Below are 19,894 nucleotides of genomic sequence, written 5' to 3'. Positions count from 1 at the left end.
GTGGCCGAGCGAAGCTCGGTCGGATGAGGGGTGTTCCAGGGAGCGCCGACGCCTCATTTCTTCCAGCACCCCTCATCCGTCTCGGCGCTGCGCGCCAATCCACCTTCTCCCACAAGGGGAGAAGGGAAGGTGGCGTTTCATGACCTCCCGCTACCCCGCCATCGCATCAGACATCACAAAACTCTTCGCCGCGCGAAACACGCGTGCGGTCGAGGTGGCGGTGCTGCAGCCGGCCGACCCGTTCCTCGATATGGCCGGCGAGGATCTGCGCCGGCGTATTTTCCTCACCGAAAGCGAGACCGGACAGACGCTTTGCCTGCGGCCGGAGTTCACCATCCCGGTCTGCCTCGACCACATTGCCAGCCAAGCCGGCACGCCGCGCCGCTATTCCTATCTCGGCGAGGTGTTTCGCCAGCGCCGCGAGGGCGGAAACGAGTTTTTCCAGGCCGGCATCGAGGATCTCGGCGACGGCGACATCGCACAGGCCGATGCCCGATCGCTGGCCGATGCGCATGCGCTGCTTTCGCTGGTGCTGCCGGGCCAGGAACTAACGATCACGCTCGGCGACCAGACTGTTTTCGAGGCGGTGCTCGCCGCGCTCGGCCTGCCGCGCGGCTGGCGCATGCGGCTGGCCCGCGCCTTCGGTTCCGCGGCGATGCTGGAGGCAGCGCTTGCCGACCTCGCCAACCCGCCGCGCAACGGCCAGCTCGCCGGCGCGGTCGCAGCCCTTGTCCTCGACGGCAATCTGGAAGCGCTTTCCTCGCACATCGCCGGCGGCATGGAGCAGGCGGGGCTGTCGGCGTCGGCCGGACGGTCGCCGGCCGACATTGCGCGGCGTCTGATCGAGAAGGCCGAACTGCGCAGCGTGCGGCTGTCGAACGAGGCGTTTTCGGCGCTGAAGGATTTTCTGGCGATCGATGTGACGCTCGACGGCGCGGCAAAAGCGCTCGAAACCTTCGCAGCCGGCGCCGGCCTTTCGCTGGGCGCGGCGCTGGACAATTTTTCCGCGCGCGCCAAGGCGATCGAGGGGCTTGGCCTGCCCTCGGCAAAAATCCGCTACGACGGCGCCTTCGGCCGTCCGCTCGATTACTACACCGGACTGGTCTTCGAGATCGCGGCGGAAAACGGTGAGCGGCCGCTGGCCGGCGGCGGCCGCTATGACCGGCTGCTGACGTTGCTCGGCGCGAAAACGCCGATCCCCGGCGTCGGCTTTTCCGTCTGGCTCGACCGCATCGAAACGTTGCGGGAGAAGGCGCAATGATCACGCTGGCGATTCCATCGAAGGGCCGGCTCAAGCAGCAGGCGCTGGAGGTGCTGGCCAAGGCCGGGCTTGCCGTCAGCCTGCCCGGTGACGAGCGCAAATACCGCGCCCGCATCGAAGGCGTGAAAGCGGTCGAGGTGGCGTTCCTGTCGGCGTCAGAAATCGCAGGCGAAATCGGCCAGGGCTCGGTCGACCTCGGCATCACCGGCGAGGATCTGTTGCGCGAAAGCCTCGCCGACTGGGAGGCGCGCGCGGAGATCGTCGCCCGCCTCGGTTTCGGCAATGCCGATGTCGTGGTGGCGGTGCCCGAGATCTGGCTCGACGTCGATACGATGGCCGACCTCGACGATGTCGCCGCCGATTTCCGCCAGCGCCACGGCAGGCGGCTCAGGATAGCCACAAAATACTGGCGGCTGACGCAGCAGTTCTTTTCGCAAAAGCACGGCATCCAGGTCTATCGCATCGTCGAGAGCCTCGGCGCCACCGAAGGCGCGCCGGCGGCGGGATTGGCCGATGTCGTCGTCGACATCACCACGTCGGGCTCGACGCTGCGCGCCAATCATCTGAAGGTTTTGGCCGACGGCGTCATTCTGCGCTCGCAGGCCTGCCTAGTTGCATCGCGCAAGCCGCGCGCGACGGCCGACGAGGCTGTTCTGCGCGACATCGCGGCGAAGATGGGTGCCTTCCCTCCCCCTTGAGGGGAGGGTGCCTCGCGGAGCGAGGCGGGTGGGGTCGTCTCACGTCGAGCACTGCCGCAACGACCCCACCCGTCCATCCGCCTTCGGCGGCTGTCCACCCTCCCCTCAAGGGGGAGGGATTGCGCTCCAGTACCATCGACGGGATTTCCACCACCCCGGCAGGCTGATAGACTCGGCCGCCTGCGGAGGAGACGGCGATGCCGATCAATCTCGACGAGTTGAAGAATGCCACCAACCTGCGCGGCCGCCGCCCGAGCAATGGGGCCACGTTTGTCGCGCCAGTCGACGGCAGGGCGCATGTGTCGGGCGAGCGCACCGTGCCGCTGCTGCAGCAAACGATCCCAGCGCTGCTTTCGGACACCGTCAGCAAATATGGCACGCTCGATGCCGCCGTCTTCGTCGACCAGGACAAGCGCTTCACCTGGAGCGAACTTTCAGACACGGTGGATGCGCTGGCCGCAGGCTTCCTGGCGCTCGGCCTGGCAAAGGGCGACCGCGTCGGCATCTGGTCGCCGAACCGCTGGGAATGGCTGGTGACGCAATTCGCCACCGCCCGCATCGGCCTGATCCTGGTCAACATCAACCCGGCTTACCGGCTGACCGAACTGGACTACGCGCTTAACAAGGTCGCTTGCCGAGCGCTGGTCACAGCCGTCAAATTCAAGAGCTCCGACTATCTCGGCATGATCGAGACGCTGGCGCCGGAGATCGCGACGGCGACGCCGGGCGAGCTCGATGCGAAAAAATTGCCGGCGCTAAAAATCGTCATCCGCATGGGCGAGGAGCATTCGCCCGGCATGCTCAATTTCACCGACGTGCTGGCGATGGCCGGGCGCGACGAGCATGACAGCCTCGACCGGATCTCCGAGGGGCTGAAGCCCGGCGATGCCATCAACATCCAGTTCACCTCAGGCACAACAGGCGCGCCCAAGGGCGCGACGCTGACCCACAACAACATCGTCAACAACGGCAATTTCGTCACCTCGGCGATCAGGCTGACCGTCGAGGACCGGCTGTGCATCCCGGTGCCGCTCTATCACTGCTTCGGCATGTCGATGGGCACGATCGGCTGCGTCACCAAGGGCGCGACGATGGTTTTCCCGGGCGAGGGGTTCGATGCCGGCGCCACCCTGAAGGCGGTGGCGGGCGAGCGCTGCACCGGCCTCTACGGCGTGCCGACCATGTTTGTCGGCATGCTCGACCATCCGGATTTTGACACCTTCGATCTCACCAGCCTGCGCACCGGCATCATGGCCGGCTCGCCGTGCCCGATCGAGGTGATGAAGAAGGTGGTGTCGCTGATGCATATGGCGCAGGTGACAATCGCCTATGGCATGACCGAGACCAGCCCGGTGTCGTTCCAGAGCAGTGTCGATGACCCGCTGGAAAAGCGCGTCTCGACCGTCGGCCGCGTCCACCCGCATGTCGAGGTCAAGGCGATCGATGCCGATGGCGCGACCGTTGCGGTCGGCGCGCCGGGCGAGCTTTGCACGCGCGGCTATTCGGTGATGAAGGGCTATTGGGACGACGAGGAAAAAACCCGCGAGGCGATCGATCCCGACGGCTGGATGCACACCGGCGACCTCGCCACCATCGACGCCGAGGGTTATTGCAACATCGTCGGCCGGGTCAAGGATATGGTCATCCGCGGCGGCGAGAACGTCTATCCGCGCGAGGTCGAGGAATTTCTCTACCGCCACCCCAAGGTCAGGGAAGTGCAGGTGTTCGGCATCCCCGATCCGAAATTTGGCGAGGAGCTTTGTGCCTGGATCGTGCTCAAGCCGGGCGAGACCGCCACCGAGCAGGAGATCAAGGCCTTCTGCGCCGGCCAGATCGCTCATTACAAGATCCCGCGCCACATCCGCTTCCGCAGCGAATTGCCGATGACGGTGACCGGCAAGCCGCAGAAGTTTCTCATGCGCCAGGCGATGGTTGACGAACTGGGACTGGTGACGCCGAAGACCGCCTGAGCGGGCAACGGGCTCCTATTCGTACTTACGCATTTCAAGAACAGGGGCGTTGTCTCAATGTCGGGCGACAATGACCCGGTCGAACGCGGCGTCCCCGCTGAGATCTGCGACGACGGACCCCCGAGCCAGCACGAGTGACAGGCAGCGATAATGTCGTACTGCTACCCGGGAAGTGTAGGTGTGTACTCACGCCTCGTCTTTCGCGCGCCGCGCCACTCTTCGAATCGCTGCAGAATGACGAAGAAGGAAGGCACGAAGAGAATGGCGAGGCAGGTCGAGGCGATCATGCCGGAAAAGACCGTGATGCCGATCGACTTGCGCGCGCTGGCCCCGGCGCCTGTCGCCACCACCAGCGGTGCGACACCAAGGATAAACGCGAAGGAGGTCATCAGGATGGGGCGGAAGCGCGCTCTTGCTGCCTCGATCGCCGCTTCTACGATCGGTCTGCCGGCGGCGCGCAATTCGCGCGCGACCTCGACGATCAGGATGGCATTCTTGGCCGATAGCGCAATCAGCAGGATCAGGCCGATCTGCACGTAGAGATTATTGTCGATGCCAAGGCCGTTGAGAACCAGGACCGGACCCACCAGCGACAGCGGCGCGGCCAGCAAGATCGAGATCGGGGCAAGCCAGCTCTCATATTGGCCCGCCAGCACCAGATAGACCAAGAGCAGCGCCAGCCCGAACACCAGATAGATCTGGCTGCCGACGAGCTTTTCCTGGAAGGACAGCGCCGTCCAGTCGAAGCCGGTGCCGGGCGGCAATGTGTCGGCCGCGATCTCCTCCATCAGCTTGATCGCGTCGCCCGACGAGAAACCTTGCGCCTGCACACCGATGATCGATGCCGAGGGATAAAGGTTGTAGAGACTGATCAGCGACGGGCCGACGCTTGGTGTGACCGTCAGCAGCGTTCCGAGCGGAATCATGTCGCCGTTCTGGTTGCGCACGCTCAGGCGGGCGATATTCTCGGGTGTCAGGCGGAATTGCGCATCGCCCTGCACATAGATCTGGAACACCCGCCCGAACTTGTTGAATTGACTGACATAAGTCGAGCCTAGATAACCGGCGAGCGTCTGGAAGGCCTGGTCCGTGGTCAGCCCCAGGGTTTGCACCTTCTCGCGGTCGATCTCGACCGTGTATTGCGGGACGTTGGCCCGGAACGGCGCCGATACGCGCTGGATACCTGACTGCGTCTGAGCAGCTCTGGTCACCGCCGCTACTGCGCCTTGCAGCTTGGCAAGGTCGAAGCTGCCGTCACGCAACTCGACCTGCATGGTGAAGCCGGCAGCGTTGCCGATGCCCTGGATCGGCGGTGGCGGCAGCACCAGTACAGTTCCGTCACCCATGTCGGACAGATTCTTGTTGAGCGTTGCGTAGAGCGAGGCAAGATCCTCGCCCTTGCCGCGCAAGCTCCAGTCCTTGAGGATGATGTAGGCAACGCCGGCGTTTGCCAGCGTCGAGTTATTGTCGAGTGCCGAGATGCCCGCGATGGTCACGACCTGATCGACGCCCGGCGTGGCCTTGGCGAGCTTCGAAACCTGTTGCAGCGTCTCCTGTGTACGGCCAAGTGCGGCGCCGTCGGGCAGTTGAACCGAAGCGAGCAGGTAGCCCTGGTCCTCGATCGGAATGAAGCCGGTAGCCACGCGCGATATGCCGTAGCCCGCCGCACCGATGATCAGCAGCGCAATGATGACCATCACCGCACTGTGACGCACCATGGAGCCGATCAGGCCGGCATAACGGTTCTCGATGCGCTGGTAGATCGTGTTGAAGCCGCGGAAGAAGACATTGCGCTGGTCTGGCGGCACCGGGCGCCTCAGCCAGGTCGCACACTGCGTTGGCTTGAGCGTTGCCGCGTTGATGGCGCTGATTATGGCAGTTGCCGCAATCACAAGTGCGAATTGCGCGTACATTTGCCCCGTGAGCCCGGGCAGGAACGCAGCCGGGAGGAACACCGCCATCAGCACCAAGGTGATGCCGACGATCGGTCCGAACAGCGCGTTCATGGCGGCAATCGCCGCGTCGTGGCCCGACATGCCGCGCTCCATGTTGTGAGCGGCTCCCTCGACCACGACGATGGCGTCGTCGACGACGATGCCGATGGCAAGCACGATGGCGAACAGGGTCGACAGGTTGACCGAAAAGCCGAGCGCGGCCATCGCCGCAAATGCCCCGATGATCGTCACCGGAACGGTCGTTGCCGGCACCAGCATCGCCCGCCAGTCCTGCAGGAAAAGCAGGATGACGATGAGCACCAGGACGGCGGCTTCGATCAGCGTCTTGTAGACCTCGTGGATCGCCTGGCTGACGAAAATCGTGGTGTTGAAGGGGATCGAGTATGCCAGGTCTTGCGGAAACTCGCCTGACAGTTCCTTCATCCTGGCCTCGACCTTGCCGGCCACATCGAGCGCATTGGCGCCCGGCGACAGGAAAACGGCCATGCCCGCAGCCGGCTGGCCGTCGAGATTGAAGAACTGCCCATAGGTCTGGGCGCCGAGCTCGACCCGGCCGACGTCGCGCACGCGCGTCATATCGCCATTGGCGCCGGTCTTGACGATCACGGCGCCGAACTGATCGGGATCGTCAAGGCGGCTGGACACCTCGACCGTGTATTGGAAGGACTGGCCGTAAGGCGCCGGCGGCGCGCCCATCTGGCCCGCGGTGACCTGCTCGCTCTGCTGCCCCAGCGCCTGGACGACGTCCTGCGTGGTAAGGCCGCGCGCCTGCATCTTCTCGGGATCGAGCCAGACGCGGATGGAATACTGGCCGGCGCCGAACACATTGACATTGCCGACCCCCGGTATCCGGGAGAGCTCATCCTTCAGCTGGATGGTCGCGTAATTGGCGAGATAAAGGCTGTCATACTGCCCTTCCGGCGAAGTCAGCGTGACGATTTCGAGGATCGAGGTCGACTTCTTCTGAACGGTGACGCCTTGCACTTGAACCGCTTGCGGTAGCCCCGCGAGCGCAGAGGACACACGGTTCTGCACACGCACTTGCGCCTGGTCGAGATCGGTGCCGATCGCGAACGTGACGGTCAGGTTATAGGTGCCATCCGATGCAGCATAGGACTGCATGTAGATCATGCCCTCGACGCCGTTAACCTGCTGCTCGATCGGCAACGCCACCGTGTCGATCACCGCACGCGCGCTCGCTCCCGGATAGCGCGTCGTCACCGAAACGGTAGGCGGCACCACGTCGGGATACTGCGCCACCGGCAGGGCAAACAGCGAGATGATGCCGATGACGACCATGAGGATGGCGATTGCGTTGGCCAGGACAGGCCGCTCGATGAAGAATTTGGAGATCATTGCGCTGCGCCGTCCGTGGCGACTGCTTCCAGTTTCTTCTCTTGCGGTTCGATCTTCTGGCCAGGCACTGCCGTCAACAGGCCGGAGACCAGGACGCGGTCTTCCGCCGCGATACCCTTGGTGATCACACGCAACGCTCCGACCAGTTGGCCGATCTCAACCGGACGCTGTTCGACCACGTCGTCCTTTCCGGCGACGAGCACGTAGCGACCCTTCTGGTCGCTACCGATCGCCCGGTCGGGAACGAGCAGCATGTCCGGCTCTACGCCCAACGGCACGCGCACACGCACGAAATAGCCAGGCAGCAGTTCTCGGCCTTCATTGGGGAGCACTGCGCGGACCGCTAGCGTGCCGGTGGCAGCGGTAACCTCTGGCGCGGCGTAGTCCAGCGTTCCCGCGTGGGGATAACCCGTCTCGCTCTGCAAGCCAACCTCAACCGGTATTTTCTTGAGATCCTGCGCGGTCATTCCACGCTTGGCCATGGCGGCGCGAATGCGCAGCACATCCTGCTCCGAGATGTTGAAATTGACGTAGATGGGGGCGGTCTGAACGATGGTCGCCAGCGTGGTGACGCTGCCGGCGCCGACGAGCTGCCCCGTCGACACCTGGCGTGAGGTGACGATGCCCGCGAACGGCGCTTTGACCTCCGTATAGCTCAGATTGAGTTGAGCCTGTTTGACGTCGACCGCGCTCTGCTTCTGCTTGGCGATGTCGACGTCTGCTGCCGCGGCGGCCTGGTCGGCGGTCGATTGCGAGATGATTTTCTGGGACAACAGCTCCTGCTGCCGCTTTAGGTCAGCACCGGACTGCTTGGCGGCGGCATCAGATGAACCCTGCCCGGCCTCGGCTTGCTCGAGCGCCAGCTGGTAGGAATCGGGCTCGATCAGGAACAGCTGGGCGCCGGCCTTGACCTCGTCGCCGTCCTTGTAATCGATTTCCTGGATGAAGCCTGAGACGCGCGCAACCAGGGGCGTCGTGTTCACCGCCGCGGCACTGCCGGTAGCCTCGAGATAGGGGGTCACGCTCTGCTTCAATGGAAGCGCCACGTCGACCTTGGGCGGAGGGGGCGGTACGTACGTGTTTTCCTCGCTACAAGCGGACAATAGTAATGTAACGGCGAACAAGCCTGCCGCCTGCGCGATTCTACCCGATAGGAAAAGCATTTCCCCCCTCTATATACTTCCCGATGTATATCGCATTATATAAAAGTGATCTAATATACATGTTTGAGGGGAGTTTGTCATGCGGATTGCGTTGAGCGTGCTTTTCTTGGCAACTCAGATGGCAACCACCGTGGCGCTGGCGCAGACGGCGGCCGAGCATGAGGCCTGCCAGGCAGATTACCAGAAGTTCTGCAAGGGCGTGTTGCCGGGCGGCGGCCACGTCATCAAATGCCTGGCCGATCACATGAGCGATCTGAAGCCCGAATGCCAAAAGGTCGTCAAGGCGAACACGCCTGGATAGCACCACTGTGCCTTTCCGAGCCGCAGGTGAACATGACGTGTCGGACTGGAGCGCCGGTGGGCGAGGTCTGCGGGCGCCGGATCGTGGCCCTGACGCTTCCGGGGTGGAGAAAAGCGGTTGGCCACCTATTTCGGAAGAGGGCGGATGGGCCGAAAGCCTGGCCTTAAAGCGAAAGGAACCCGCAAAATGGCAAAGAATACGATTTGCCTCTGGTACGATAAGGATGCAGAGGCCGCCGCCCGCTTCTACTCCGAGATCTTTCCTGACAGCGTGGTGGGTGCCGTGCACCGTGCACCCAGTGACTACCCGGCCGGCAAAGAAGGCGACGTGTTGACGGTCGAATTCACAGTTGCGGGCCTTCCTTGTATCGGCCTCAACGGGGGCCCTGAGTTCAAGCACAACGAAGCGTTCTCGTTCCAGATCGCCACCGACGATCAGGAGGAGACCGACCGCTACTGGAATGCCATCGTCGGCAACGGCGGCCAGGAGAGCGTGTGCGGCTGGTGCAAAGACAGATGGGGGATTTCCTGGCAAATCATTCCGCGCGTGCTGACTGACGCGATGGCGGCTGGCGGCGACGAGGCAAAGCGCGCGTTTGATGCCATGATGACCATGGTGAAAATCGACGTCGCCGCGATCGAGGCGGCGCGACGCGGTTAACCCTCCATCGCGTGTTGCGGCCAAATTGCTGCCAGAGCGTGTCAACTCGCTACACAAATGCGGCCGTCCAGGCGAGTTGTCGTCTCGTTTGGCTACGGTAGCAAAGTGTATTCCGGTGCCCAGAAGCGGAAGCCGACCACCGCGGTTCGAGTTCCCGCTTCAGCTTCCAGAACTCTCGGCGTTGTCACACAGAGGTTGTTCGACGCTGCGCCATGCAGCTTCCGACGACCGCCCCAAGCCGGCTGTTATCTCGCGCGAGACCTCAACTGGCTCCATAGATCATAGCCCGCAAGGAGGACGCCGATGCTGACCGCAACGCCTAGATCGGGATGCGGGACGAACCGGATTACGACGCCGAAAAACGCCAGAAAGGCAGCAAACGCCAATATGGCCAGCAAGCGGCTCAAATTCATCTGTTGTCCTCCATTCGCCGCGGCATCCCCGTCCTCAGCCCCCGTAGATCAGGTTGGGCAGCCCGTATACGATCTGCGGGAAGATGTAGATGATGACCATGCACAGGATGACGATCAGCATGTAAGGCATCATTCCGCGGAAAATATCCGAAAGCTGAACATGCGGCGGCGAAATGCCCTTGAGGTAGTAGGCCGACATCGCCATGGGCGGCGACAGAAAGGCCGTCTGAAGGTTGACCGCGACGAGCACGCCGAAAAACAGCGGATCGATCTCGAAATGCGCCAACAGCGGCAGGAAGATCGGAACGAAGATCACGATAATCTCCGTCCATTCCAGCGGCCAGCCCAGGATGAAGATGATGATCTGGGCGACGATCAGAAACATCAGCGGCGACATGTCGAGGCCGGTGACGAAATCGCTGATCAGTTGCTGGCCTCCCAGATAGGCAAAGACCGAGGCGAAGGTCGCGGAGCCGACGAACAGCCAGCACACCATGGCGGTCGTGCGCGCCGTCAAATAGACCGACTCCTTCAGGCGTTGCCAAGTCAGTGCCCGATAGGCGGCGGCCAGCACGACGCCGCCGAGCGCGCCGATGGCGGCAGCCTCCGAGGGCGTGGCGAGGCCGAACAGGATAGCGCCGAGCACCGCGAGGATCAGGGCCGCCAGAGGGACGAAGGAGGTCAGCAGCATCCAGCTGATTTGCAGGACCGAATAGTGCCCCACCTCGTCTCGAGTCGGCTTCGGCGCCACCTGCGGCTGCAGCACCGCCATCGCCACCACATAGATCAGATAGAGGCCGGCAAGCAGCAGTCCTGGAAGCAGGGCTGCCGCATACATGCGGACCACCGACACCCCCGCCGTCGCGCCATAGACGATGAGCAGAATCGACGGCGGAATGAGGATGCCGAGGGTTCCGCCGGCGCAGATCACTCCCGAGGCATAGCTGACGTCGTAACGCGCCTTCAGCATGGCGGGAAACGCCAGCAGGCCCATCAGTGTCACGACCGCGCCGACAATGCCTGTGGCGGTAGCGAAAAGGGTGCAGGTGATGAGGGCGGCGACCGCCATGGAGCCAGGAATGTGCCGGGTGGCGATATAGAGGGTGCCGAAAAGGCGCTCGATGATGTTGGCCCGCTCGACGATGTAGCCCATGAACAGGAACAGCGGGATGGCGGTCAGCACGTCGTTCGAGATCACGGAATAGGTCTGATTCACGAACAGATCGAAAATGCGGTTGTTGAAGAAGCCGCCGATCCAATGCTCCGCAAGCGTCCAGCCGTCAGCGCCATCCTCAACCGCGCGTTCGTAGGCGCGCCACATCCGTCCCGGATTTAAATAGGCGTAGTAGCCAAAGGCGACCCCGAGCGCCATCAAAGTGAACGCAACCGGGAAGCCGAGGAAGATCGCCAGAAGCAGAATGAGCAGCATCGCGACGGCGACCTGAGGATCGCTCATCTGTCTTCTCCGTCGCGGTCGGGTTGATTGTCGGGGTGGAGGAATGGGAGGTCGACTGCTTCCGAACCGTGATGCAGAACATCGAGCGTCTTGGCTTCCATCAGCACCTTCTCGGTCTCTTCCACGTCTTCAGCCGCGCGCGGCCATGTTCCGGTTTGCAGACAGACGACGCAGCGGAACACTTGAGCAATCCCCTGCACGAACAGCAGGATGCCTGCCGCCACGATGACGGCCTTGAACTGGAAGATCGGAATCCCGGCCGGACTGTTCGAGCTTACCTCGAGATAGCGGAAGCTGCGCGCGGCATACTTCCAGCCGGCCAGAATCAGCGCCGTGACGCCTGGGAAGAAGAAGATGATGTAGAGGACAAGTTCGACCGCCGCCTGCACGCGCGGCCTCCACAGACGGTAGATGAAATCGCCGCGCACATGGCCGTCCCGCGACAAGGTGTAGGCGCCGGCCATCATGAACATGGTGCCGTAGAGCATGTAGCTGAGGTCGAATGCCCACGCGGTTGGCGCGCTGAACAGGTATCGCACGACAACTTCATAGCTCACGCCGAGCGTCATGACGACGACGCTCCAGGCGAACACCTTCCCAAACCATGCCGAAAGTTCATCGGCGAATGCAATGTAACGGAGCATGTGCAGGATTCCCGTCAGGTGCAACCCGGCGGCCCGCAAGACCGCCGGATTTGCCAAAGCGGAGGCGCGATTTAGAGCTTCAGCTTGCCGGGGAAATGATGTTCGTATGCCAGTGTCAGGTCGGCTGAATTCATCAGCTCGTAGTAGACGACGCGTTCGACCCATTGACGCTGGCTGTCGAGCACCCGCTTCATGAACGCATCCGCCTCCAGCGTCGGGATGATCTTGTCCCAGGCCTCGAGTTGTGCGTCGAGAATCTCCTTCGAGGTGCGGTGCACGGTGACACCGTGCTCGGTCTGCAGCTTCTGCAGGTCGGCCGAATAGTTGTCGAGGGCGAGCGCGGTGTTCGCGGTGCTGGCCGCCTCGACGCCATATTCGAGAATGGCCTTCAAATCGTCGTCGAGGTCGTCGAACACGTCCTTGTTGAACAGGAATTCGAACGACTCGCTCGCCTGATGGTAGGACGACAGGATGTAGTGCTTGGCGACGTCCTGCGATCCGAAACGAAGGTCGGACGACGGATTGTTGAATTCGAAGGCGTCGATGACCCCGCGTTCCATGGCCGGCACGATTTCACCGCCGGGCAGTTGCGCCACGCTGAGCCCAAGGTTCTGCATGAGATCGGCGGCAAGACCCACCGTCCGGTACTTGAATCCCTGCAGTTCAGCCGTTGCCGTGATAGGATTCTTGAACCAGCCGAACGGCTGCGCCGGCATCGGGAAGCCATAGAAGCCGACGACGTTGAGGCCCATGATCTCCTGCGTCAGCTCGCGGTAGAGATCCTTGCCGCCGCCCTGGTGGAACCAGGCGAGCATGGTGGTGGCGCTGCCGCCAAACACAGGTCCAGTGCCGAAAAGCGACGCGGCCTTGTGCTTGCCGTACCAGTAGACGGGGACCGTATGTGCGGCGTCGATGACGCCGTCATTGACGCCATCCAGTACCTGGAACGCGCCGACGACCGCACCAGCGGGCAGGAGCTCGAACTTCAGCCGGCCACCTGACATCTTTTCGACACGCTCTATGTATTGCCGCGCGAAATCCATCCAGATGTCCGAGGCAGGCCAGGAGGTCTGCATCTTGATGGTGACCGGCGCCTGCGCCAGTACGGCCGGGGCCGAGAGAGTCGTCGCTGCAGCCGCACCGGCGGTGATGGCGGTGGACTTTTCCAGGAACCCGCGGCGCGAGATCTTCTTGTCGGACATTTACTCCTCCCATTTGTTGTAAACGCTTCTGCCACAACCAGAATATGCGAACTCGCCCCTTGCGCAACCAGTTTCGCTGCCGGTGACATCGGGCATCGGGCGCTCGGTCTGGCACAGGCGCCAATATGTTTCCGCATTCGACGATTTTTTGTAGTCGGGGCTTATCCTTATTCTGGCCTCCATAACGAATGTAGGACTGCTGCGCGGCATGCCAAGGCGCGGTCGGACCCGCTGGCCGACATCCCCACCCTCACGCCGCCAGCACCGCCTCGTCCAGCCCGCGGATGATCTTGGCCAGTTCGACGCATTCGTCATGCCGGACCTTGTTGCGCCGCCAGGCGAGGCAGATCGTGCGCTGCGGCATCGGCTCCTGGAACGGCACGATCTTCAAATCGCGCATGGCGCTGGCCGGACCTGCCGCCATTTCCGGGATAAGCGTGACGCCGAGCCCATGCGCCACCATCTGCAGCAGCGTCGTCAGGCTGGTCGCGCCATAGCTCGCCATTGCCACCGGCCGCACGCTGCCGCAGACGGCAAGCGCCTGTTCGCGTAGGCAATGGCCTTCCTCCAGCAGCATCAGCCTTTCCAATGCCGGGCTTTCCGGCGGCACCGGCGGCGAGGCGAAGGCGGGATCGCCGGCCGGCACGGCAAGGAAGAACCGGTCGCAGAAAAGCGGCTCGGTGATCAGCCCGGGCTGATCGAGGGGAAGGGCAGCGATGAAGGCGTCGAGCTTTCCCAGGGCGGTGTCCTCGACCAGCGAGGCGGTCACCGCTTCACGCAATTCGAGCTGCAAGGCCGGGAAATGCCGTTTCAGCTCCGGCAGCACATGCGGCAGCAGATAGGGCGCCACCGTCGGGATGATGCCGAGCCGGAAGCGTCCCTCCATAGCGGGGCGGCCGCGCCGGGCCGTGGTCTCGATTTCGCGGATGTCGGCAAGAATGCGCTCGATACGCGGCAGCATGGCCATTGCCTCGTCGGTCATCCGCACCGATTTGCCGCCGCGCTCGAACAGCCGGCAGCTGAGCCGCAACTCCATCTCGGCGATCTGCGAGGACAGTGCCGGCTGGCTGACGCCAGCCAGCTTCGCGGCGCGGCCGAAATGCAGCGTCTGTGCCAGAGCCTCGAAATATTGCATCTGCCGGACGGTTAGACCTATCATAAGCAAAACCTATCGCAATAAACAGGAAAGGCAATTTGTTTTTATCGGCAAGGCGGCCTAGTCTGGAACCATTCCAGAATGGCGTGGCTCAGGGCCCGTTGGGAAAATCAACAAATCCCGGAAATCAGCAAATCCCGGAAATCAACAAGTCGGAGAGAACGATGGACGCAAAGACCGATGACACCAGCGCGGGAAAATGCCCGGTCGTGCACACAACCATTGCCCGGGCCAACCGTGACTGGTGGCCGAACCAGCTGAATGTGCAGGTACTCCACCAGCAATCCGCACTATCCGATCCAATGGGCGAGGCATTCGATTACGCCAAGGAGTTCAAAAGGCTCGACCTGAACGCCGTGATCAAGGACCTGCATGCGCTGATGACGGACTCGCAGGAGTGGTGGCCGGCCGACTTTGGTCATTATGGGCCGCTGTTCATCCGCATGGCCTGGCACAGCGCCGGCACCTACCGCATCGGCGACGGCCGCGGCGGCGCCGGAGCCGGCCAGCAGCGCTTCGCGCCGCTCAACAGCTGGCCGGACAACGTCAACCTCGACAAGGCTCGCCGGCTGCTGTGGCCGATCAAGCAGAAATACGGCCGCAAGATCTCCTGGGCCGACCTGATGATTCTCACCGGCAACGTCGCCCTGGAATCGATGGGCTTCAAGACCTTCGGTTTCGCCGGCGGTCGCGCCGATGTCTGGGAGCCCGAACAGGACATCTACTGGGGCCCCGAAGGCAAATGGCTGGCCGACGAGCGCTACGGTGGCGAACGCGATCTCCAGAACCCTCTCGCCGCAGTGCAGATGGGCTTGATCTACGTCAATCCGGAAGGGCCGAACGGCAACCCGGATCCGCTCGCCGCGGCGCGCGACATCCGCGAGACCTTCGTACGCATGGCCATGAACGACGAGGAGACCGTCGCGCTCATCGCCGGCGGCCACACCTTCGGCAAGACCCACGGCGCCGGCGATGCGACGCTGGTGGGCGCGGAGCCGGAAGCCGCCGGCATCGAAGAGCAGGGCCTCGGCTGGGCGAGCACTTTTGGCACCGGCAAAGGCGGTGACGCGATCGGCAGCGGCCTGGAAGTGACGTGGACGACGACGCCGACGAAATGGGGCAACAACTTCTTCGACAATTTGTTCGGCTTCGAATGGGAGCTGACCAAGAGCCCGGCCGGCGCGCACCAGTGGACGCCGAAGGGCGGCGCCGGCGCCGGCACCGTGCCGGATGCCCACAACCCGGCAAAGCGTCACGCGCCGTCGATGCTGACCACCGATCTCGCTCTGCGGTTCGATCCTGCCTACGAAAAGATCTCGCGACGCTTCCATCAGAATCCGGACCAGTTCGCCGATGCCTTCGCCCGCGCGTGGTACAAACTGACCCACCGCGACATGGGCCCGCTCGTGCGCTATCTCGGCCCGCTCGTTCCCAAGGAAGAGCTGCCGTGGCAGGATCCTATCCCGGCGGTCGACCATGTGCTGGTCGATAAGCTGGACGTGGCCGCCCTGAAGGCGAAGATCCTCGCCTCCGGCCTTTCGGTGCCGCAGCTGGTCTCGACGGCCTGGGCGTCGGCCTCGACCTTCCGTGGCTCCGACAAGCGCGGTGGCGCCAACGGCGCGCGCATTCGCCTCGCGCCGCAGAAGGACTGGGACGTCAACCAGCCGGCTCAGCTGGCGAAGGTGCTGGAGAAGCTCGAAGCGATCCGCAAGGAGTTCAATGCTTCGCAGTCGGGCGACAAGAAAGTCTCGCTTGCCGACCTGATCGTCATTGGCGGCGGCGCCGCAATCGAAAAGGCCGCGAAGGACGCCGGCAACGACGTGAAGGTTCCGTTCACGCCGGGACGCATGGATGCCTCGCAGGAGCAGACCGACGTCGACTCCTTCGCCCCGCTCGAACCGACCGCCGACGGTTTCCGCAACTATCTCAGCGGCCCGCAGCGTTTGTCGCCAGAGGAGGCGCTGGTCGACCGGGCGCAATTGCTGACACTGACGGCGCCGGAGATGACAGTCCTGGTCGGTGGCCTGCGCGTGCTCGGCGCAAATGCCGAACAGTCAACGCACGGCGTCTTCACCAAGCGGCCCGAGACGCTGACCAACGACTTCTTCGTCAACCTGCTCGACATGGGCACGGTGTGGAAGGCGACATCGGAGGGCAAGGAATTGTTCGAAGGACGCGACCGGACGACAGGCGAGCTCAAGTGGAGCGGCACCCGCGTCGACCTCATCTTCGGTTCGCATTCCCAGCTGCGCGCGCTGGCGGAAGTCTATGCGACCGCGGACGCGCAGGAGAAATTTGCCAACGACTTCGTGGCAGCGTGGAACAAGGTAATGAACGCCGATCGCTTCGAACTCGCCTGATCCAGGAGGATGATCCCGAAAAGTGGAATCCGGTTTTCGGAAAAGATCATGCTCAATAAAAAGACAGAGTCCCATCCCGGTTCCATCGGGATGGGACTCTAGCGCCAAGGCGCTCTGGCAACAAAAGGCGCGGGCTTGGCCCCGTGCCTTTTTGTATTGGGGTTTCCTTCGGCCGTCAGTCCTTCTCGAAAATGCGTGTCTTGGCAACCATGCGGCCCCCCCTCTCCCCGTTGTTCACGGGGAGAGGGTAAGGGTGAGGGGCAGCGCAAATCTGAAGCGATTGCCCTCTGCCTCCAAGACTCTCCCCGCTTGTCTGCGCCAGTCGCGCGCTTTAGAGCAGGACCCCGGAATTGATTTGCTGAGTAACGGAATAACAAGATGCGACTGGGCGGACGGCTGGCGGCGGCCATCGAAGTGCTGGAGGATATCGGCCGGCGGCACCGGCCGGTCGCCGATGCGCTGAAGGATTGGGGCCTGTCGCACCGCTTCGCCGGCGGCGGCGATCGCGCCGCGATCGGCAACATCGTCTACGACGCGCTGCGGCGAAAGCGCTCGGCCGGCTGGCTGTTGGGCGAAGATACGCCGCGCGCCATCGGTTTTGGCGCGCTGCTGCTTGAATGGAACCAGACGGCGCAGTCGTTGAACGAAGCGGTCGACGGTGACAGGTTTGCGCCGCCGCTGTTGAACGACGATGAACTGAAAGCCATCGCTGACCGCCGGCTCGACGATGCGCCGCCAGCGGTGCGCGCCGATATTCCGGATTGGTGCGAACCGCTTTTCGAGCAGGCCTTCGGCGCCAGCTGGGTCGATGAAGGTGCGGCGCTGGCGACCCGCCCGCCGCTCGACCTCAGGGCCAACACGCTGAAGGCCGATCGCAACAAGGTGCTCGCCGAACTGGCCGATACCGGCGCCAGGGCTGCACGAATTGCGCCGCACGGCATCCGCATCCCGCCGATTGCGGGCGACGGCAGGCACCCGAACGTGCAGGCCGAACCGGCCTTCCAGAAAGGCTGGTTCGAGGTTCAGGACGAAGGCTCGCAGATCGCCGCCACGCTGGCTGGCGCCGAGGCCGGGATGCAGGTCCTCGACTTTTGCGCCGGAGCCGGCGGCAAGACGCTGGCCCTGTCGGCGGCGATGGACAATCGCGGCCAGGTGTTTGCCCATGATTCCGAAAAGGCGCGGCTGGCGCCGATCTTCGACCGCATCCGCCGCTCGGAAAACCGCAACGTGCAAATTGTCACCAAGCCGACGGAACTCAGTACCCTCGCGGGCCACATGGACATCGTCGTGGTCGACGCGCCGTGCACCGGCAGCGGCACCTGGCGGCGCCGGCCCGATGCCAAATGGCGGCTGACGCAGAAGCAGCTCGATGCGCGCAAGGGCGAGCAATCGGCGATCCTCGATGTCGCCAAAACCTTCGTCAAACCGGGCGGGCTGCTGGTCTACATCACCTGCTCGGTGTTCGACGAAGAGAATGGCGAGCAGGTCGCTGCCTTCCTGGATCGCAACGGTGGCTTTGTCCCGGTCGATCATCGCCAACTCTGGGACAGCCGCTTTCCGGGCCACGAGACGGCCGCCCGTATCGGCACCTCGGGCGGCATTTCGCTGTCGCCGGCGCTGAGCGGTACCGATGGGTTTTATGTCTGTGCGCTGCGCAAAAATGGCTGAACCTTGCCGGCGAGCCTGATTGCTGCAGTGCAGCAATAGCGATTGCCTGCCGCTCATACCTCTGCAATAAGCTTTCTGACAGGAGCGTGACAAGCTATGGCAGCAGAGATCGTACCCGCCCCCAATTATGAGGATCGTGTCAGGACGTCCTTCGCGCGCCAGAACGCCATGATGACGATCGGCGCCGAACTGACGCTGGTGACGCCCGGCATTATCGAGATCGAGATGCCCTATTCGGCAGCGCTGACCCAGCAGCATGGCTTTCTTCATGCCGGCGTCATTTCGACGGCGCTGGACTCGGCCTGCGGCTATGCGGCGTTCTCGCTGATGCCGGAAAGCTCCAGTGTGCTGACCATCGAGTTCAAGGTCAATCTGCTGGCGCCGGGCCGGGGCGAGCGTTTTCTGTTCCGCGGCTCGGTGACCAAGCCCGGCCGCACCATCATCGTCGCCGACGGCCAGGCCTATGCCTTCGCCGTCGACGGCGAGGCCAAGCTGATCGCCACCATGACCGGAACCATGATGACGGTGGTTGGTCGCGATGGCATCGAAGGCTGATCCGATGCGCAAGGCCATCAGAATTGCCGGCAGGGACGTCCTCTTCGTGATGGCGGCGCAGGCCGAGTACGGCCCGCATCTGCAGCGGCTGTTCACGCCTGTCATGACCGGCGTCGGGCCGGTCGAGGCCGGCGTCAGGCTGGGCGCGGAACTGTCATGGCTCAAGTCTGAAAAGGTGCTGCCGGATCTCGTCGTGTCGCTCGGCTCGGCTGGCAGCCGGACGCTGGAACAGGCGCAAATCTACCAGGCCGTTTCGGTCGCCTACCGCGACATCGACGCCTCGCCTCTGGGCTTCGAGAAGGGCGCGACGCCGTTTCTCGACCTGCCGGTAACCGTGCCGCTGCCGTTCAGGGTTCCCGGCATAAGCGAGGCGACGCTGTCGACCGGCGCGGCGATCATTTCCGGCACCGGCTATGATGCGATTGGCGAGGACATGGTCGACATGGAGACTTTCGCCTGCCTGCGAGCCTGCCAATTGTTCGGTGTGCCGCTCGTCGGCCTGCGCGGTATTTCCGACGGGGCTGCCGATCTCAGGCATGTCGACGACTGGAAGGAGTATCTCCATGTCATCGACGAGAAGCTGGCGGATGCGGTGACGCGGCTGGAACAGGCGATCGGCTCCGGTGCGCTGCAGTTTGGACCATCGCATGACGCGGAAACGGAGTGACAGAGACGCCTTCCAGGGCAACGAGTTCAGGTTAACGGCGAGTTGTAATTTGTGGTCTGTCGCAGGTTAGCGTGATTCAAGAGGCTTCCATGATTCGAGAGGAAGCCATGAGCCAAGACGTAGCCGCGCGCCGCAAGGGCCTTTTGGAGCATTTTTCGGCCATCAAGGATACCTGCCAGCCGTGCAAGGTGATGTATCCGCTCAGCGAGGTGCTGCTTTTGGTGGTCTGTGGCACGATGGCGGCCTGCGACGACTATGACGACATCGTTCTGTGGGGGAGCCGGCATCTCGACTTCCTGCGGCGTCTGCAGCCCTACCATTTCGGCATTCCCTGCGCCGATTGGCTGCGGGTGGTGATGAACCGGATCGGACCGGACCTGTTCGCCTCCTGCTTTCTTGCCTTCGTTGC

The 19,894-nt window shown here is 63.2% G+C and carries 16 protein-coding genes; 10 read left to right on the top strand and 6 right to left on the bottom strand.

Annotation, left to right across the window (positions count from 1 at the left end; genetic code table 11):
- The first annotated feature begins 139 nt into the window (after positions 1 to 139).
- The 3 genes from AC0L16_RS18835 (at position 140) to AC0L16_RS18825 (ending at position 3,929) form a co-directional block, all read left to right on the top strand.
- Positions 140 to 1,261 carry an ATP phosphoribosyltransferase regulatory subunit gene (locus tag AC0L16_RS18835; protein ID WP_473622478.1) on the top strand — a complete coding sequence of 374 codons (1,122 nt, stop codon included), beginning with the start codon at positions 140 to 142 and terminating at the stop codon, positions 1,259 to 1,261.
- Positions 1,258 to 1,959: an ATP phosphoribosyltransferase gene (gene hisG / locus AC0L16_RS18830; RefSeq protein WP_473622477.1), complete on the top strand. Its 702-nt coding sequence runs from the start codon at positions 1,258 to 1,260 to the stop codon at positions 1,957 to 1,959. Before AC0L16_RS18835 ends, hisG begins: the two co-directional genes overlap by 4 nt.
- 197 nt (positions 1,960 to 2,156) lie before the next feature.
- A complete protein-coding gene (locus AC0L16_RS18825) occupies positions 2,157 to 3,929 on the top strand; it encodes an AMP-binding protein (RefSeq protein ID WP_473622476.1) in 1,773 nt (590 codons plus the stop codon).
- Positions 3,930 to 4,090: 161 nt separating this feature from the next.
- Here AC0L16_RS18825 and AC0L16_RS18820 read toward each other — a convergent pair whose 3' ends face one another.
- Complete coding sequence (locus AC0L16_RS18820; RefSeq protein ID WP_473622475.1) at positions 4,091 to 7,240, bottom strand: efflux RND transporter permease subunit; 3,150 nt, start codon at positions 7,238 to 7,240, stop codon at positions 4,091 to 4,093.
- On the bottom strand, positions 7,237 to 8,403 hold the full coding sequence (locus AC0L16_RS18815) for an efflux RND transporter periplasmic adaptor subunit (protein WP_473622473.1): 1,167 nt from the start codon (positions 8,401 to 8,403) through the stop codon (positions 7,237 to 7,239). Before AC0L16_RS18815 ends, AC0L16_RS18820 begins: the two co-directional genes overlap by 4 nt.
- A gap of 118 nt (positions 8,404 to 8,521) precedes the next feature.
- Here AC0L16_RS18815 and AC0L16_RS18810 point away from each other — a divergent pair, with 118 nt between their 5' ends.
- Together AC0L16_RS18810 and AC0L16_RS18805 are read left to right on the top strand one after the other, a co-directional pair.
- Positions 8,522 to 8,704, top strand: coding sequence for a cysteine rich repeat-containing protein (locus AC0L16_RS18810; RefSeq protein ID WP_473622472.1), 183 nt, complete (start codon positions 8,522 to 8,524; stop codon positions 8,702 to 8,704).
- A gap of 186 nt (positions 8,705 to 8,890) precedes the next feature.
- Complete coding sequence (locus AC0L16_RS18805) at positions 8,891 to 9,364, top strand: VOC family protein (RefSeq protein WP_473622471.1); 474 nt, start codon at positions 8,891 to 8,893, stop codon at positions 9,362 to 9,364.
- 447 nt (positions 9,365 to 9,811) lie between these two features.
- Here AC0L16_RS18805 and AC0L16_RS18800 read toward each other — a convergent pair whose 3' ends face one another.
- From AC0L16_RS18800 to AC0L16_RS18785, 4 genes are all read right to left on the bottom strand, one after another.
- Positions 9,812 to 11,233 (bottom strand): TRAP transporter large permease, encoded by a 1,422-nt coding sequence (locus AC0L16_RS18800; protein ID WP_473622469.1) that lies wholly within the window; start codon positions 11,231 to 11,233, stop codon positions 9,812 to 9,814.
- Positions 11,230 to 11,877 carry a TRAP transporter small permease subunit gene (locus AC0L16_RS18795; protein ID WP_473622468.1) on the bottom strand — a complete coding sequence of 216 codons (648 nt, stop codon included), beginning with the start codon at positions 11,875 to 11,877 and terminating at the stop codon, positions 11,230 to 11,232. Before AC0L16_RS18795 ends, AC0L16_RS18800 begins: the two co-directional genes overlap by 4 nt.
- 71 nt (positions 11,878 to 11,948) lie before the next feature.
- Positions 11,949 to 13,079, bottom strand: coding sequence for a TRAP transporter substrate-binding protein (locus AC0L16_RS18790; protein ID WP_473622467.1), 1,131 nt, complete (start codon positions 13,077 to 13,079; stop codon positions 11,949 to 11,951).
- A 250-nt stretch (positions 13,080 to 13,329) separates the two neighbouring features.
- A complete protein-coding gene (locus AC0L16_RS18785; RefSeq protein WP_473622465.1) occupies positions 13,330 to 14,238 on the bottom strand; it encodes a hydrogen peroxide-inducible genes activator in 909 nt (302 codons plus the stop codon).
- Between the two features lie 161 nt (positions 14,239 to 14,399).
- Here AC0L16_RS18785 and katG point away from each other — a divergent pair, with 161 nt between their 5' ends.
- The 5 genes from katG to AC0L16_RS18760 form a co-directional block, all read left to right on the top strand.
- A complete protein-coding gene (katG, locus tag AC0L16_RS18780) occupies positions 14,400 to 16,595 on the top strand; it encodes a catalase/peroxidase HPI (RefSeq protein ID WP_473622464.1) in 2,196 nt (731 codons plus the stop codon).
- Between the two features lie 378 nt (positions 16,596 to 16,973).
- Positions 16,974 to 18,263, top strand: a complete 1,290-nt coding sequence (locus AC0L16_RS18775) for an RsmB/NOP family class I SAM-dependent RNA methyltransferase (protein ID WP_473622463.1) — start codon at positions 16,974 to 16,976, stop codon at positions 18,261 to 18,263.
- Positions 18,264 to 18,359: 96 nt separating this feature from the next.
- A complete protein-coding gene (locus AC0L16_RS18770) occupies positions 18,360 to 18,818 on the top strand; it encodes a PaaI family thioesterase (protein ID WP_023800372.1) in 459 nt (152 codons plus the stop codon).
- Between the two features lie 4 nt (positions 18,819 to 18,822).
- Positions 18,823 to 19,485, top strand: a complete 663-nt coding sequence (locus AC0L16_RS18765) for a 5'-methylthioadenosine/S-adenosylhomocysteine nucleosidase (protein WP_473622462.1) — start codon at positions 18,823 to 18,825, stop codon at positions 19,483 to 19,485.
- A gap of 107 nt (positions 19,486 to 19,592) precedes the next feature.
- Positions 19,593 to 19,894, top strand: a 302-nt coding sequence (locus AC0L16_RS18760) for a transposase family protein (RefSeq protein WP_473622461.1), incomplete at its 3' end; no start/stop codon positions are given.

This window comes from Mesorhizobium sp. WSM4848, assembly GCF_055811375.1.
The sequence above is the reverse complement of the archived record's forward strand: the minus strand, read 5'-3'. Positions and strand labels throughout refer to the sequence as shown.

Coding starts and splice junctions, on each gene's coding strand:
- AC0L16_RS18835 (WP_473622478.1), top strand. CDS start 140: ATGACCTCCCGCTACCCCGCCATCGCATCAGACATCACAAAACTCTTC.
- hisG (WP_473622477.1), top strand. CDS start 1,258: ATGATCACGCTGGCGATTCCATCGAAGGGCCGGCTCAAGCAGCAGGCG.
- AC0L16_RS18825 (WP_473622476.1), top strand. CDS start 2,157: ATGCCGATCAATCTCGACGAGTTGAAGAATGCCACCAACCTGCGCGGC.
- AC0L16_RS18820 (WP_473622475.1), bottom strand. CDS start 7,240: ATGATCTCCAAATTCTTCATCGAGCGGCCTGTCCTGGCCAACGCAATC.
- AC0L16_RS18815 (WP_473622473.1), bottom strand. CDS start 8,403: ATGCTTTTCCTATCGGGTAGAATCGCGCAGGCGGCAGGCTTGTTCGCC.
- AC0L16_RS18810 (WP_473622472.1), top strand. CDS start 8,522: ATGGCAACCACCGTGGCGCTGGCGCAGACGGCGGCCGAGCATGAGGCC.
- AC0L16_RS18805 (WP_473622471.1), top strand. CDS start 8,891: ATGGCAAAGAATACGATTTGCCTCTGGTACGATAAGGATGCAGAGGCC.
- AC0L16_RS18800 (WP_473622469.1), bottom strand. CDS start 11,233: ATGAGCGATCCTCAGGTCGCCGTCGCGATGCTGCTCATTCTGCTTCTG.
- AC0L16_RS18795 (WP_473622468.1), bottom strand. CDS start 11,877: ATGCTCCGTTACATTGCATTCGCCGATGAACTTTCGGCATGGTTTGGG.
- AC0L16_RS18790 (WP_473622467.1), bottom strand. CDS start 13,079: ATGTCCGACAAGAAGATCTCGCGCCGCGGGTTCCTGGAAAAGTCCACC.
- AC0L16_RS18785 (WP_473622465.1), bottom strand. CDS start 14,238: ATGATAGGTCTAACCGTCCGGCAGATGCAATATTTCGAGGCTCTGGCA.
- katG (WP_473622464.1), top strand. CDS start 14,400: ATGGACGCAAAGACCGATGACACCAGCGCGGGAAAATGCCCGGTCGTG.
- AC0L16_RS18775 (WP_473622463.1), top strand. CDS start 16,974: ATGCGACTGGGCGGACGGCTGGCGGCGGCCATCGAAGTGCTGGAGGAT.
- AC0L16_RS18770 (WP_023800372.1), top strand. CDS start 18,360: ATGGCAGCAGAGATCGTACCCGCCCCCAATTATGAGGATCGTGTCAGG.
- AC0L16_RS18765 (WP_473622462.1), top strand. CDS start 18,823: ATGCGCAAGGCCATCAGAATTGCCGGCAGGGACGTCCTCTTCGTGATG.